Annotated in this window: 10 protein-coding genes; 4 read left to right on the top strand and 6 right to left on the bottom strand. The window is 63.0% G+C overall.

The genetic code is table 11. The features are described 5' to 3' along the window. From AB4Z11_RS00350 to AB4Z11_RS00340, 3 genes are all read right to left on the bottom strand, one after another. On the bottom strand, positions 1-1,097 hold a 1,097-nt coding region (locus tag AB4Z11_RS00350; protein ID WP_442021764.1), incomplete at its 3' end, for an OmpA family protein. A 133-nt stretch (positions 1,098-1,230) separates the two neighbouring features. Beyond that, positions 1,231-3,186: a GAF domain-containing sensor histidine kinase gene (locus AB4Z11_RS00345; protein ID WP_442021762.1), complete on the bottom strand. Its 1,956-nt coding sequence runs from the start codon at positions 3,184-3,186 to the stop codon at positions 1,231-1,233. Positions 3,187-3,267: 81 nt separating this feature from the next. Continuing rightward, positions 3,268-3,735, bottom strand: coding sequence for a hypothetical protein (locus AB4Z11_RS00340; RefSeq protein WP_442021760.1), 468 nt, complete (start codon positions 3,733-3,735; stop codon positions 3,268-3,270). A gap of 482 nt (positions 3,736-4,217) precedes the next feature. Between AB4Z11_RS00340 and AB4Z11_RS00335 the strand changes: the two genes are divergently transcribed. Beyond that, a complete protein-coding gene (locus AB4Z11_RS00335; protein ID WP_442021758.1) occupies positions 4,218-4,598 on the top strand; it encodes a hypothetical protein in 381 nt (126 codons plus the stop codon). Between the two features lie 25 nt (positions 4,599-4,623). Here AB4Z11_RS00335 and AB4Z11_RS00330 read toward each other — a convergent pair whose 3' ends face one another. After that, positions 4,624-7,566, bottom strand: a complete 2,943-nt coding sequence (locus AB4Z11_RS00330; protein ID WP_442021756.1) for a CHASE domain-containing protein — start codon at positions 7,564-7,566, stop codon at positions 4,624-4,626. A 40-nt stretch (positions 7,567-7,606) separates the two neighbouring features. Next, complete coding sequence (queC, locus tag AB4Z11_RS00325; protein WP_442021754.1) at positions 7,607-8,314, bottom strand: 7-cyano-7-deazaguanine synthase QueC; 708 nt, start codon at positions 8,312-8,314, stop codon at positions 7,607-7,609. Positions 8,315-8,436: 122 nt separating this feature from the next. Between queC and AB4Z11_RS00320 the strand changes: the two genes are divergently transcribed. Beyond that, the gene (locus tag AB4Z11_RS00320; RefSeq protein ID WP_442021752.1) at positions 8,437-10,218 is read left to right on the top strand and encodes an autotransporter assembly complex protein TamA; all 1,782 of its coding nucleotides are present in this window, start codon (positions 8,437-8,439) and stop codon (positions 10,216-10,218) included. After that, on the top strand, positions 10,218-15,152 hold the full coding sequence (locus tag AB4Z11_RS00315; protein ID WP_442021750.1) for a translocation/assembly module TamB domain-containing protein: 4,935 nt from the start codon (positions 10,218-10,220) through the stop codon (positions 15,150-15,152). Before AB4Z11_RS00320 ends, AB4Z11_RS00315 begins: the two co-directional genes overlap by 1 nt. Here the strand turns inward: AB4Z11_RS00315 and AB4Z11_RS00310 are convergent. Beyond that, entirely contained in the window at positions 15,149-15,304 is a 156-nt protein-coding gene (locus AB4Z11_RS00310) for a hypothetical protein (RefSeq protein WP_442021748.1), read from the bottom strand. The two genes, AB4Z11_RS00315 and AB4Z11_RS00310, sit on opposite strands and share 4 nt — an antisense overlap. An 85-nt stretch (positions 15,305-15,389) precedes the next feature. Here AB4Z11_RS00310 and AB4Z11_RS00305 point away from each other — a divergent pair, with 85 nt between their 5' ends. Further along, positions 15,390-15,920, top strand: coding sequence for a hypothetical protein (locus AB4Z11_RS00305; RefSeq protein WP_442021746.1), 531 nt, complete (start codon positions 15,390-15,392; stop codon positions 15,918-15,920). Positions 15,921-16,035: the final 115 nt, after the last annotated feature.

Here is a 16,035-nt window from a genome sequence, read left to right as displayed (position 1 = left end):
TTATTCGGCTGCGCAACACCAGATGCCTGTGCTGCCGTCACGGGACGGGGCTGCACCGGCGTACGAGCCGGCGAAGCAGAGCGCCCCGGCTTGGCCTTGCCCGCGTCGGCAAGCACCGCTGCCGGCGTTACGCCAGCCGGCGCGGTAGCAAGCGCGGGCAGAGCTGACGCTGGTGCGGCGCGGTGTGCATTGCGATAGAACTGCACATTGGTGGTGCGCGACGCCAGATATTTCTGAAACTCGAGTTCATCGCTCAGGTCAACGATTTCCACCCGGCGGTTATGAGCACGTCCGTCTTCCGTGCGGTTATCGGCAATCGGCTGAGTCTCGCCGGCACCTTGAAAGTAGATTTGCGATGCCGGCAAACCTGCCTCCGCAAACAGCCGGGCAACATTACGGGCCCGGCTCTCCGACAAGTCAGCATTCAATTGCGAGCTGCCGGTATCGTCCGTATTGCCGATCACGAGCACTCGGCGCTGGCGCAAACCCTGCACGGCTTGTGCTTCTTCCGCGCTGGCCTGAGGGCCGACCGCATCGTTGCGGAACGGTTTCGAATACTGGGCAGCAAATTCGCGGAAATAACTATCGGCCTTCTGGCTCAATTGGTCCGAACCGCTCTCGAACTGGCTGCTGTACGCCGCATTGCCGATGCTCTCTCCGCCGGAATCCGAGGCGCTTTCGGGAGTGCGATCCTGGATAGCCATCGACATGCCGACGCGGCCATCCGACTTTCCCTGATTGCTTGGGTCGGAAGTGATGTCCGTAATCGATACGGCAAGGTCGTTCCTGCGCGCGATTTTGGAAAGCTCGCACTTGCGGCGGTCCATCTCTGAACCAATGTAATTGCCCAATGCCAAGCCGCCCAGCGCACCGGCGACCGTGGCCAGCTTGCGCCCTTTTCCTTTACCAACCTGATTGCCCAGCAGTCCCCCCAGCACTGCGCCGATCAGCGCACCGGCAACCTGGCCGGTATTCTGGGCACAAGGGTCGTCGCCCGAGGCGCCCGCGTTGGCTGATTCCTGTGCGTAGGCGGCTTGCGTCGACAGCGTACCGATCAACACGGCGAGAACCGTGCGCTTCAAAGCGAGTCTTTGCATAATGACAGTAGGTATTTCCCAAATAGTAATACTTGGCAATATTACATATAAGTTACCATACGTCAATATTAGTAGTAAAACAAAACCGGCTCCGGGCCGGTTTTATTTTCACTCTGATGCGGTCGCTTCTTCCTTAGGCTGCCTTACGCTGATCGCGCGGAAAGCGCAGGTGGTAGTGCAGGCCCATGCCGGGTGAGCTGACCACTTTCACCGTGCCGCCCAAGGGTCCCGTCACCAGGTTGTAGAGGATGTGCGCACCAAGGCCGCTGCCGCCGGAGCCGCGCTTTGTGGTGAAGAAGGGATCGAACAACTGGCTCAGCGTCGACTGGTCCATGCCGACTCCGTCATCGCTGTAATCGAACACCACGTGATCGCCATCGAGCTTGCCGCTGATGCGAATCGTGCCTTGCTGGCCTTCGCCGAAGCCGTGCACCAGCGAATTCACCACCATATTCGTCACGATCTGGGAAACGGCGCCCGGGAAGCTCTCCATCGCGATATCGGACGGACAGTCCACATTCACTTCAATCGGCTTGCCCTTCAACTTGGGCTGCAGCGACAGCAATACTTCATCCAGATATTTGCGCAGGTTGAAGTGGCGGATGTTATCGGAAGACTGGTCCACCGCCACCTGCTTGAAGCTGCGCACCAACGCCGCTGCGCGCTGGGTGTTGGTGGTCATGATCTTCAGCGACTGGTCTATCGTATCGAAGAAGGAATTCAGGCCATCTTCATCCAGCACGCCTTCCGACAAATCCTTGCGCGTCAGGCGCAGTTCCTCGACCAGGTGCGAAGTCGCCGTCACGCAAATGCCGAGCGGTGTATTGATCTCGTGCGCCACGCCGGCTACCAGGCGGCCCAGTGACGCAAGCTTCTCCTGGCGCACCAGTTCAGACTGTGCTTCCTGCAGTTGATGCAGGGCCGAGGCCAGCGCCTCGTTCTGTTCTTCCAGTTCAGTCTTGGCGCGGCGGATCGCCCGGTCAGCGGCAGTGCGCGCGATGGCAGCAGCGGTGTGATTAGCCACGAAGGCCAATACATCGAGATCGGACTGGGTATAGATCACAGAACTGTCGTAGCTTTGCGCGATGATCACGCCGTAGGCCTTTTCGCCCACCAGCATTGGCGCGCCGATCCAGCTGGCGATGCCCAGGTCACCGAGCGGCTCGTGGATCTGGCCACTGGACAGCAAGGCGCCGAAACTCTCCGCGTCCAGCAATTGCGGCGCGCGGTGGCGCAGCACGTAGGAGCTCATACCCTTGCCGAATTCAAAGCGCTTGAGCGGCGCTTCCGTATCTTTCTCGTCGACGAAATAAGGGATGCTGATCTCGCCCGATTTCGGGTGGTACAGCGCAATCAGGAAGTTGCGCGCGACGATCAGCTCACTGATGATTTCATGCAGGCGCGCATACAGCACACCCGCATCGGATTCGGTGGAGGCGGACGCCGACAGACTGGCGATCTCGTACAGCGCGCGCTGCATGGCCTCGGCCTTGCTGCGCTCCGCCACTTCACGTTCCAGCTCCAGCGTGCGCTCGTGCACGGCACGCTCCAGGCGGTCCATGCTTTGCAGGCCCTGCAAGGCGCTCGACACATGGTTGGCAATCTGGGCGAACAGCGCCTGGTCTTCGTCACTGTAGGTATGCTGCTTGTCGTAACTCTGGATCACCATGGCGCCGAGGATCTCGTGATTCTGATCCAGCAGCGGACAGCCCATCCAGTGCTCGGCCACGGTGCCCACGCCGAAGTCCTCCTCGCCGCGCGCCAACTGGTCGGCGGCGGTCATGACGAGGCGCTTGCGGTTCAGGATCACCCAGGCAGTCGGGGATTCATCGGGCGATGCCAGCTGCACCAGCTGGTCGCGGTAGGGATGGTCGTCCACCTCGTCGACGAAGTAGACAAAGCGGACCGCATTGCCTTCCGCCTCACGGTCGCACAGCGCCACGTAGAAGTTCGCGGCGTACATGATGCGGCCAAKAGCAGCGTGCACGGATTGCAGGAAGACGGCGATATCGGTGCAGCTGCTTGAGAGCTGGCCGATTTCCAGCAGAATCGCCTGGACGGCTTCCAGGCGGCTAAGACGGCTTTCCATATTTTCCCTAGTTTTCATGCGTCCGGGAAATATAGCAGGCTGCCTCTCCCGAGGCCAGCCCGGAAGCGCAAATGCAACAGCTCAGGGCTTCGCGAAACCGCCTTCGATCCAGGCCGAGGCGCTGGACGTGGTCAGTTTGAAATCGGGGCGCACGCGCACGCTGGCGACTTCTTCGCCGAAAGCATCCACGGCACTCAGGGTGGCGGTGGGATTGTCCTCATCCGGATCGATATCCAGCTTCACGGTCAGCTCGCCCACACGCAGAGACTTGTGCAGCTGGGCGTGCAGCTGCTGCTCGTGGCGGCGCAGCACTTCGCTTGCCGTTTTGACCAGGGTATTGAAGGCGTTGATATCCAGCGGCTTGGGATTCTTTTTATCGCGCCCCATGGTCCAGGGGCCGACCAGGGCCGGTTCCGGCTCGCCGTCCTGGAACATGGCGACGGCCCAGCCATCGTCGTCTTCATTCTTGATCACCCGCGCGGTCCAGCCATTGCCCTGCCAGACGCGGTCTTCCTGGATCAGCGCTACTTCATCGTCAAAATTTTCCATGGCCCGCATAATAAAGCAATTGGGGTCAGGCGCGAAATGCGACATGAACCCGCTTGCAAGGCGAGCTCATGTCGCATTTGGCGCCTGACCCCAGAATTACATCAATGACATCGCGGGTTGGCGCGGCGGGATTACCGGGGGGCCCAGCGGCGTGATGCGCGGGTCGATGGCCGGTTCCGGCGAGTAGTATTTGAACGGATTAATGATTATGGGCGGAATGGTAGGTGGTGCCGATGGTGGGCCCTTGGGGCCTCCTCCTGATGTACTCAGAGGTAGCGGTTGACCTCCGATCGTTTCTTGCCATGCCATATTGCCCTCCATGCGCGAGATCGGATATTCAGTATAGGAAAGACTCCTTCAATTTCAAGCCACTTGCTCTTCCATTCCATTCGTCCTTGAAAAACGGCATTTCATCGCATGCCGATGGTTCCGCATTCGTCCCAGTCCTAAAGTGGAGCCATACCAAACAACACTTGGGGAATATGATGAAAAAGCTGCTCGCCTTCACCGCCATCGTCATTCTGGCTATGGTTGCCTGGGTTTCGATAGTTGGCACTCCGGATACGCTCGTCACCATTGGCGATGAGGACTTCGATGGTCCACTGGGCGCCTTCCTCGGCCTCTTGTTCGCGGGCGGCGGCATGATCATCGCAGGCGTCGCCATGACCTTCGCTGCCGTGATCGTCGGCGCCGTGTTTGCCGGTCTGGGCATCATGATGGTATTCGGTATGGCCCTGCTGGCCGTGATCCTGGCGGCGATCATCGCTCCCTTCACTCTGCCGCTGCTGATCCCGGTCGGGATTGTGTGGTGGATCGTTCGCCGCAATAAGCGCAAGGCACTGATGCTGGAGCATGCGGCCTAATCACGCGGCGGATCAATGATCCGCCCTACACCATTACCCTGTTCCTTCCGCTGCGTTTCGCGCTGTACAAAGCCTTGTCGGCGCGAACCAGCGCAGCATCTCCGCTCGCATCATCCGGCGCCAGCGCCGCAATCCCGACACTCACCGTCACCGAAAAACTGTGCCCCTCCAGCAGCAGCGGGGTATCGGCGATGCGCTGGCGCAGGCGCTCGGCGAAAGCATGCGCCGCATCGAGATCGGCGCCCGGCAGCAAGGCCGCAAACTCTTCGCCGCCGACCCGGCCCAGCACGTCGATCTTGCGCTGGCTGTCGCGCATCAAGGCGGAGAGATGGCGCAGCACCGCGTCGCCTACGGGATGGCCGTATTCGTCATTGACATCCTTGAAGTGGTCGATGTCCAGCATCAGCACGGCGGCGCGTCCGCCCACATCGCGCTGCAGGCGGTTATGTTCAGCGTCCAGGCGCGACATGAATTCGCGCCGGTTGGGCAGTCCGGTCAGGAAGTCGGTGGTGGCCAGCACCAGCAACTCTTCATTGGCCCGCTTGCGCTCCGTGATATCGACCGTCGACACAATCACGAAATCCAGGCTGTGTTCATGTCCGGGCATCACCAGCAAAGTCAGTTCGTTCTGGCGCGATACCCCGTCCAGCCGCAGATAGCTGCTCTCGCACACAAACAGGTGCGCGCCTTTCGACAGCGCCCCCAGCGTGCGCGCGAAGCAGGCCATGGAATTGCAGATCTGCGCCAGCGTGAGACTGGACACATCCTTCTTGCCCGCCACTGCCCCTACCTGCGCCAGCGCTGCGGCATTGACGTCGGTGATGCGCACCAGCGCTGCCAGGCGTTCCAGCTGGCTGGGATTGTTGTGCAGCCAGGTCTGCACGTCTTCCACGCCCGACGTCTCCAGTTCGATCAGGGCCTGGCGCACCGCCGACCAGTCCTGCTCCCACAGCGCCACAGGCGCATTGTCATACAGGCTGCGGAAGCGCGCCTCGCCCGCGCGCAGGGCTTGCGCCGCCTGGGTGCGTTCGATGGCGATGCCTGCCAGCTGGGCCGCCTGTTCTATCTGCGCGATGTGCGCCACGCTTGGGCTGTGCGGTTCACGATGGTAGATGGCGAAGGTGCCGAGCACCGCACCGGCGGCATTGCGGATAGGCTCCGTCCAGCACGAGCCAAGGCCCGCACGCAGAGCCAGTTCGCGATACGGCGCCCACAGCGGATCGGTCCGGATATCCTGCACGATCACGCGGTTGTTGGTCTGCACGGCCTTGCCGCAGGAGCCGTTGCCGTAGCCGATCGGCTGGCCGTGGATCGCCGCATTGAAGAAAGCCGGCAGGCTTGGCCCCGCCGCCACCAGCAGATGTTTGGCTTCCGCATCCAGCAGCATCACGCTGCACATCATATCGGGATTGCCCGCCTCGACGTTTTGCACCACGCCTTCCAGCACCGTTTCCAGCGAAGCGCCGCCGCCCAGCGATTCCAGCAACTGGCGCCGCGTGGCTTCGCGCCGCTCGATCTGCGTACCTTCCGTCACATCCCGGAACGACCATAGCCGCGCTGGCTCGCCCGCCAGGCGCAAGGGCCGCGTGGTCTGTTCAATGGTGCGGCCATCCTTCAGCCGTAGCTGCAGGCGGCAGTCGTCTTCGCGGCGCGTCTGGCCGCAGCTCACGAACTCGCTGGCATCGATCAGATGCGACGCAATATGCGCCAGCAAAATCGCACCATCATTGCGCCAGTCCAGCTGCTCCGGCACATTCCATAGCTGGCGGAAGCGCCGGTTCGAATTCAGCACACCGCCGCGGTAGTTATCGACCAGGATGCCGTCCACCGTCGAATCGAGCGTGCTGCGCAACATGGTCTGGCTGGTCTGCGCCTCCTCCGCCATCGCCAGCAGATTGTTCTGGTTTTCCTTCAGCTCCGCAGCCATGCGGCTGCTGCGCGCCAGCGCTTGCCCGATGTGACGGCGACTCTCGGCCAAGGCGTAGGCCAGCGCGGCCAGCAGCACGCTGAACACGATACCGCCAATGCCGATCAGATGCGACTTCTCCGTCAGCGCGCTGACCGCCGTGACGGGCGCGAAAATCTGCAGCGTCCAGCGATGGCCGGCGATGCCCAGCTTCTGTATGGCCTGGCGGCGCCCCGCACCAGCCGGCAGCGGCTCGCTGTCGTACATGCGCGTGGCATCGTTCATCTCCTCGCCATCATAAATTTCCACATCCAGATCGCGGCCACGCGCCCCCAGCGTATCGGCCATCACATCCCCCATGCGGAACGGCGCATACACCCAGCCCACAATCGCGGCACGACGCTGCGCCAGCGCCAGGTGCGGCTGGCCATTCCGATACAGCGGCAGAACGATCAGAAAGCCCGCCTGCACCGGGTCGGTGGTTTCCTGCCTGAGCGTGATCTTGCCGGTCATGGCAGGAAGGCCGGAATCGCGCGCCTGTTCCAGTGCGGCGCGGCGCACCGGTTCGGACAAACTGTCGTAGCCAAAGGCCAGCAGATTGGCTCCCGCCAGCGGTTCGATATAGGTTACGGGCGCGTATTGGTTGCGCTGGCCGGGCGGATGAATGGCGTAATCCGGGAAACCCTCATGCCGCACCTGGGCCTCATGCGCTTCGCGCTGCGCCCCGCCTACCAGCCGGATATAGCCCACGCCCTGCATGCCGTCGAAATGGCCGCCCAGCTCCTGGCGTTCCAGATAGGTGTGAAATTCCTCGCGCTCAACGAAGGTGGAGCTGGCGAACAGCCCTTGCGCTCCGTACAGGATCTGGATGTAGCCCTGCATGCGCGCCGCGATGGCGTTGACCAGCTCACGTACCCGGAAATCAAACTGCGCCTGGGCATCGCGCTCCGCAGCATCGCGCGCGCCCTGCCACAGCACGAAGGTGATCGTCAGGCACAGGCCGAGCACCAGCCCGGCCAACAGCCGCGGGCTGAGCAAGTAGCTGGTTGTACGTTTCGGCATACAACCATAGTAGGAAAGATTTTATGGATTTGCGGAAATATCAACCGTGGCGGGCGACATATTGCTGATAGCCCCGGGCGCGCAGCTCACAGGCCGGGCATACGCCACAGCCATAGCCCCAGTCGTGTAAATCGCCGCGCTCGCCTTTGTAACAAGTGTGGGTGTCGGCCCGGATCAAGTCGACCAGGCCTTGACCGCCCATCGATTCGGCCAGCTCCCAGGTTTGGGACTTGTCCAGCCACATCAGCGGCGTTTCCAGCTTGACGCGGGTATCCATGCCCAGATTCAGCGCCACCTGCAGGGCTTTCATGGTGTCGTCGCGGCAGTCCGGATACCCCGAGAAATCGGTTTCGCACATGCCGCCCACCAGCACGTTCAGGCCACGGCGATACGCCAGGGTGGCGGCCACGGTCATGAACATCAGGTTACGGCCGGGAACGAAGGTATTCGGCAAACCATTGGCCTGCATGGTGATTTCGATGTCTTCCGTCATCGCGGTCTGCGACAGCTGGGAAATCAGGCCCAGGTCGATCATATGGTCTTCGCCGAGGCGGCTATTCCATTCCGGCTTCACGCTGCGCATCTTCGTCAGCRGCGTCGGGCRCACGGTCAGCTCGATGGCATGGCGCTGGCCATAATCGAAGCCAATGGTTTCCACACGCGGGTAGCGCTCCAGCGCCCAGGCCAGGCAGGTGGTGGAGTCCTGGCCACCGCTAAACAGGACCAGGGCGGCGTCGGTTTTCTGCATGGGGTTCTTTCTTTTCTGGAAATCTTAGTGAGTACGCCATCTTTACGGTTGATCCGGTAACATTCGGTATCGCTCAACCGACGGCAAGAAGAAGAATTTTGGCACAACTCGGCTTAAAAGTAATGCGGACCCTGGCGCTGCTGGCCATGGTTCTGCTGCTTCCCCGGCTCGCACTGGCCGAGGGACTGGACTATCGCGTCCAGATCAGCGCGCCGGGCAAGCTGGATAAGCTGCTGGAGGATAACCTCGATCTGGAACGCTTCCGCGGCAATCCGCGCGTGGACCGCGACCAGCTGCAGCGCCTGGTGCGCGCTGCGCCGGAGCAGATCAAGACCCTCGTGGCGACCGAGGGCTATTACTCGCCCTTGATCAATGTAACGATGACGGACGCCGCCGAGCCGGTGGTCCACGTCGACGTGCAGCCGGGTGAGCCGACACTGGTCGGCGATGTGGAGATTGTGCTGGAAGGTTTCGAGTCCACCGCCAAAGTGCCCTTCGACAAGGAGGTGCTGAAAGCCGGCTGGCTGCTGCCGAAGGGCGCCGTATTCCAGCAGGAGGCATGGGAGACGGCCAAGCGCTCCATTCTGCGTTCCGTGGTGCAGACGCGCTATCCGCGCGCGCAGTTGACGGAGAGCCAGGCTGTGGTCGACCCCGAAGAACGCCGCGCGCTGCTGCACATCAAGCTGGAAAGCGGACCGGAAATGCGCTTCGGCGAATTGCGCATTGAGGGTTTGCACCGCTATCCGGAATCTGCTGTGCGCAATCTGAATCAGATCAAGCCGGGCGATTATTACAGCGAGGCGGAACTGCAGTCCTTCCAGTCGCGCCTGCAGGACACGGGTTACTTCGCCAATGTGGAAGTCAGCGCGGATTTGTCCTCCATCCTCGGCGAGCAGATGGAAGCGGCGGAAACCAAGAACGCCGGCCTGCCGCAGCCCGACACCATGGCGCCCCTGCCCCTGCTGGTGCGAGTGGTCGAGAACAAGCGCAAGAACGCCAGCGTGGGTCTGGGTTATTCGACCAACACGGGTTATCGCGTATCCGGCACTTATGACGATCTGTCCGTGTTTGGCCTGAAGCTGAAAAGCGCGTTGACGCTGGAACAGAAAAAGCAGACGGCGCGCGGCGACTTCTATTTCCCCACCACGGCAAGCGGCTATACCGACAGCATCGGCGCGGCCCTGGAGCGCAAGGATATCGAGGGCGAGATCACGCGCACCGCCTCCATTGCAGGCAAGCGCGCCTGGGGCACGCCGCTGCTGGAGCGCAGCATCTCGCTGGAGTATCTGGCCGAAAGCAAGACGGTGGCCGATGTCATGACCAGCCATTCGCAATCGCTGCCGCTGACCTATGCGGTCACCTGGCGCAAGCTGGATAACCTGGTCTTTCCGACCAAGGGCTATGTGCTGAATGCGACAATCGGCGGCGCGCTGCTGCCTTTGCTGACGGACGAAAAATTCATCCGCACCACGGCGCGCGGCATCACCTATGTCCCGTTGAGCAGCAAGAGTACGGCGATCTTCCGCGCGGAACTGGGCGCCCTGGGCTCCGTTACCAAAGTGGGCGTGCCGGCGACTTATCTGTTCCGCGCCGGTGGCGATAACTCGGTGCGCGGTTACGCTTATCAGGAGCTGGGCGTGAAGGAAGGCGATGCCACCGTTGGCGGGCGCTATCTTCTGACAGCCAGCGCCGAGTACCAATACTGGTTCCGTCCGACCTGGGGCGCGGCGGTGTTCTATGACGCCGGCAATGCTGCGGATTCTTTGGGCGGCATCCATCCGAAATCAGGTTACGGCATCGGCGCGCGCTACAAGAGCCCGGTGGGTCCGATCAACGTCGACGTCGCATACGGTCACGCCGTGCGCAAGGCACGCCTGCACTTCTCGCTGGGGTTCACGTTCTGATGGATACGCACGACACACCGCCAGCTCCACCATCGCCGCCACCGCGTCCACCGCGGCGCTGGCTGCGCCGTACGCTGATCGGTAGCGGCGTGGTGGTGGCTGTGCTGGCGTGTGGCGTGTGGCTGCTGGGACGCGAGTCCACACTGCAGCAGATCGTCGCCCAGATCGCGCGCGCCAGCGGCGGCAATATCACGGTGACCGGCGCCACCGGTTCGCTGTATGGGCGCATGCATATTGTGCGCATTGTCTATCGCAGCCCGGAAAGCGTGCTCACGATCGACAATGTCGACATCAACTGGTCGCCGCTGCAGTATTTTTCCGAAGGCCTGGCGATTAGCGAGCTGCATGCGTCCAGCGCGGTCATGCGGAGCATCGGGCCTTCCAAGCCAGCGCAAATGCCTGAGTCGCTGGCGCCGCCGTTCCGCCTTCACGTGGCCGACGCGCGGCTCGAACGGCTCTCGCTGATCAGCGCCGATGGCAGCCGCAATGACGTCAGCGCGATCAAAATGCAGTTGTACGGCGACAGCCAGCGCTGGCAACTGAAGGACGCCAGCGCCGTCACCAAAATCGGCCGTCTCGACGCGTCCGCTGAAGTCGCCAGCCAGCGCCCGTTCAAGCTCACCGGCACCGCCAGCCTGACGCAAATCCTGACACCGCCCGCCGCAGCACGCACGCCGCCACACGCAGCCGGTTCGGCGGCTACCCAGGCACAGGCAGCGCGGCCCGGCACTGCGCCGGCCAAGCTGGTCGCTACGCTGAGCGGTGACCTTGCCATTCTGACCGCCAAGCTGACGGGCACTTCGCCTAACGCCAATGTCGATGGCGTGCTGGTGCTGGCGCCTTTCAACCCGGTCATCCTGCGCTCCGCATCGCTGCGCGCGCGCGGCGTAGACCCGTCGCGCTTTGATCCGGCGTATCCGCAGGCGAGCCTGGACATGGCTTTGGATGCGAACATCACGGCCGGACAAAAGCTGTCCGGCGGCCTCGCGATCACCAACAGCGGCAAACCCGGTCCATTGGACCAGCAGCTGCTGCCGCTGAAAATCGTCAGCGCGAAGCTGGGCGGCACGCTGACCGTATCGACCATCGACGAAGCGCTGATCGATTTCGGCGCGGCAGGCAAATTCAGCGGGGGCGGCAATATCAAGCGAACGGCCATCGACGGCGGCATCGACACCGCCACCTTCCGCCTGCACACCGACAAGCTTGATCTGAACGCCCTGCACACCAGCGCCAACAAAACGGCCATTGCCGGCGATATTGCCGTCGAAAGCAAAGGCAAGGTTCACACCTTGAATGCAGCGCTGTCTGAAAAGGCCTTACGCCYCGATGCACACGCCACGCTGCAAGACCTGCTGCTGACCGTCACACAAGCGCGCCTGCAGGCGAAGCAAGGCAGCGTCGCGCTGACGGGACAGGCCAGCCTGAAGGAAGACAAAGCCTTCAAGGCGAACGCCGTGGTCAGCCACTTCGATCCGTCCGCACTGGGCGCRTATCCGGCGGCGGATTTGAATGTTGATGCGGAGGCCTCGGGCAGGATTGTGCCGGACTGGCATGCGGCGGCGGCTTTCACGATCAAGCCGAGCAAGATCATGAACCAGACCCTGTCCGGCACCGGCAAGCTGCAGGCGGACGCCAGGCATCTCAGCGGCATCGACGCGCAACTTGCGCTCGGCCCGAACACGGCCACACTGCGCGGCGCATTCGGCCAGCCCGGCGAGCAACTGGCCTGGAACGTAGACGGACGCCAGCTATCCGCGCTCGACAACCGCCTGCAAGGCGCACTCACCGCATCCGGCACCGCGACCGGCGGCTACGCAGCGCCGCGCACCAGCTTCGCCGTTGAATCACACGGACTGGCTTACGCGCCCGCGACAACGGCGCCGCCCCGCAAAGCCTCCGCACCGGCGACAACACGCGCATCCGCCGAGCCGGCCGCCAGCGCTCAGCGCGGAGCGCAATCGGCGCCGGCTGCGGCTGCGGCTGCGGCTGCGGCTGGCGACAAGGATAGCTTGTGGCAGGCCGTTGCGGCTTCGGACACGGATGGCGCGGCGACCAGCGGCCGTGCGGCGCGGCAGGCTGCGATGCGTGCCGCTGTGAAGGCGTCTGCCGAAGCGAAGGCCGCCAAGGCTGCCGCCGTGCGCGAGGCCATCGTGGCGCCGGTCACGCCGCCAGCGCGCGACACGACCGCGCCGGTGCGCAATGCTGAAGGTGTGATCAAAGCCAGCGGCGAGCTGTGGCTGTCCGGCACCGGCGCGCAGCGTGCGCCGGAGTTCAAGCTTGCCGGCAGCATGTCCAAACTGAACCCCGCCGCGTTTGGCGCGCCAAGTGCGGGCATCGTGAATGCGGACTTCAGCGGCAGCGGCAAGTTGTCCGCGAACTGGCAGGTGAACGCCGACCTGCGTCTGCAACCGTCCACGCTCGGCACTGCACCGCTGAGCGGACACGCGACGCTGAGCGCCACGCGCGGACGTGTCGATAACGCCGACGTCGACCTGCACCTCGGCCTCAACGTCCTGCAAGCCAAAGGCGGCTTCGGCGGCGCCAAGGACCGTCTCGACTGGAAGCTGGACGCGCCCGACCTGTCCAGTCTTGGCCACGACTTCGCAGGCGTGATGCGCGGCACAGGCTACGTGACCGGCGGCACGGACAAGCTCACGCTCGGCATGAGCATGGACGCCAACTCGCTGCGCCTGCCCAGCCAGCAGCGCCTGGCCGCGCTAAAAGCCAGCGCCACCATTGGCCTCGCCACAGGCACCGCCCCACGCGTGGCGGAGCGACGCCCCGCCGCCCACCCTGTCAGCACCCAGGCAACCAGCAGATCCACCGACGCACTGGCCGCGCGGCCCGCCGAAGTGTCGCAGGCCGACGACAACGCACCAGCCCTCTTCATCGGCCCCAACGACCCACTGGTCGTCGACATCAGCCTGCAAGGCTACTCCGCGCCGGGCGGTACGGTCATTGACCGCGCGCGGCTGCAAACCAGCGGCACCGGCGGCGCACATACACTGCAACTCGGCGCCACCAGCACCGACTTTGACTTCGTCACCAAGCTGCACGGCAGCTTCGCCAGGGACAGCTGGACCGGCGCTATCGACACCCTGCAAAATCGCGGCCGCTTCGCGTTCACCCTGCAGTCGCCGGCATCGCTGCGTATAGCCGCTGCTGAAGGCCATGGCCTGGCGGGTCTGGCCAGGCCCGAACAGATCGCGCTGGGCGGCGCCACGATTGCCCTGCCCGAAGGCGGTATCCGCATCGAATCGCTGGAAAAGAACGGTCCCAAATGGCGCAGCCGCGGACTGGCCAGCGGCGTGAACGCCAGCTACCTCGCACAGCTGTCCGACGCCTGGCGCAACAGCGTTGCCAGCACGATGACGCTGGGCGCCGACTGGTCCATCGAGCTCGCGGCGCCGATTGCAAAAGGCGCGGCGCCGGCGGTCGACGGCTACGTGCACGTGCTGCGCGAAAAAGGCGACATCACCGTCACCGGTGGCAGCAAGCCCATTCCACTCGGCCTGCGCACGCTCGACGCGCGCCTGACTGTGCGCGGCGACGCACTGCGCGCGGACGCGGATCTGAACGGCGCCCGCACCGGTACGGCAAAACTGAACGCCACAGCGCAATTACAGAACGGCCGCATTCCCAGCGACAGCCCGCTTACCATCAGCGGCAACGTGGATATGCCGTCCATTGCCTGGTTGTCGCCTATCCCCGGTATCGACGGCCTGGAACTGGACGGCGCACTGAAGGCCAGCTTCAGCGGCCACGGCACCATTACGAATCCCGCGCTGGACGGAGAAGTCAGCGGCAGCCAGCTGGTGGTGAACTGGCCCGACCAGGGCATCCGCCTGCGCAATGGCGTGTTGCAGGCGCGCGTGGCGGGCGACCAGTTGCTGCTGCAGCGCCTGCGCTTCGAAGGCCAGCAGGGCAATATGCAGGCCGAAGGCTGGGCGCGGCTCGCCAACGGCGAAGCCACCATGGACCTGAAACTCAATGCGGACAAGCTGGAAGTCCTRTCGCGCCCCGACCGCACCCTGGTGGTCAGTGGCAGCAGCACGCTGGTACGCGACGCCAGGCATTTCCAGCTCGATGGCAAATTCCGTGCAGATCGGGCCAAGATCGAACTGCCTTCGCTGGATTCGCCGACGATCAGCGACGACGTCATCATCCTCGGCAAGGACAAGCCAAGCGTGAAAGCCGCCGCGCAATCCATGCCGCTGAATATGGATGTCGAAGCCGACTTGGGCGATGACTTCTACCTGCGCGGCAAAGGCCTCGATGCCCAGCTGGCGGGCTCCCTGCGCGTACGCATGACCGAGCGCCGCACGCCGCGTGTGAACGGCAGCATCCGCGTTGTCAGCGGCACTTATGCAGCGTATGGACAGAAGCTGGCCATCGACCGCGGCGTGATCAACTTCACCGGCGCTTACGATAATCCGGGCCTGAATATTCTGGCCGTGCGCAAACGCCCCGAAGGCGAAGAGCTGAGCGAAACCAATGTGGAAGCAGGCGTGGAAGTGCGCGGTACGGCGCTGGCGCCGGTGGCGAAGCTAGTGTCCACGCCTTCGGTGCCGGACAGCGAAAAACTGTCATGGCTGGTGCTGGGTCACGGCACGGCCGATGTGGCAGGCAACGAGATGGCTCTGCTGGGCACCGCCGCCAGCGCGCTGTTCGGCGGCAAAGGCGGCGGCAGCCTGGCGAACAAGGTCGGACTGGACGAACTGGGCGTGTCCCAGGCCAAGGGGCTGGAAAGCACGGTGGTGACGGTCGGGAAAAAACTGTCCTCCCGCGCCTACCTGAGCTTTGAACAAGGCGCCAGCACGGCGACCAGCCTGGTCAAGCTGCGCTACAAACTCAACTCACGCATCACACTGCAAGTCCAGACCGGCACCAATAACGCGCTGGACGTGCTGTACAACTGGGCGTTCGACTAATCCAGTTCAGGCTTGTGATCCGGTACCGGGTCGTCCTGCTGGACGGGGCTGTGCGGATTGTGCGGATGGACGGGCTGCGGCTCCGGCTGCGGCTCGTCGACAGGCACCGGCAGGTCCGGTGCGCGGTGGGCGTGAACGGGTGGTTTGTCCATGGCTAAAGCTCCCTGCAAGAACTGGGCATGAGCGCCTATTTTACGCCGCAATGTACAATCCTTCTTTTTCCGCACGAACCTGTTTATGGAACTGACTGTCACCACCGTAGTCCTGCTCATCCTGATCCCCATGCTGGTGTGGCGCACCTATTCGCGCCTGCGCATGGTGTTTGCGCGCCAGCAGTCGGTGATGTGGAAGCACTACGCCGGGGCGATTTTCTTCCCCATCGTACTGGCCTCCTCCGCCAGCTCCATGACGCATAACGTGCTGTCGGTATCGTTGCTGGGCACCGCTGCCCTGTGCGGCGGCTGGCTGGCCGTGTTCAGCCTGAAAAAGACCCGCTTCGAAATCAATGAACGCGGCTTCTTCTTTACACCTCACCTGCGCACCGGCATGGTCATCTGCATGCTGTTCCTGGCCCGCGTGCTGCAGATCGCGGTCGAGTTCTACCTGAACCGCCAGTCCCAGTTCCCCAAAGTGATCTCGCACGACGAAGTCATGCAGCATCCTCTCACCGTCATCACCTTCGGCCTCTTCGCCGGCTACTTCGCCATCTACTCTATCGGCATGCTCCGCTGGCGCATGAACCACAAGGCGCTGCCCGGCCAGGAATAATGTCTTCATTGCAAGATTAAATTTTCGCGATGTCATACTGTTGTAACTTCACATCTGTAGTGATGCTTTTTTAGTAAATCTGAGGTAAATTGGGAAAAAATAATTCCAATAGGAA

The organism is Pseudoduganella sp. RAF53_2, from assembly GCF_052113985.1.
In the GTDB taxonomy this organism is placed as follows: Bacteria; Pseudomonadota; Gammaproteobacteria; order Burkholderiales; family Burkholderiaceae_D; genus Rugamonas.
Note: the sequence above shows the minus strand (reverse complement) of the source record. Positions and strands in the feature narration are given on the sequence as shown.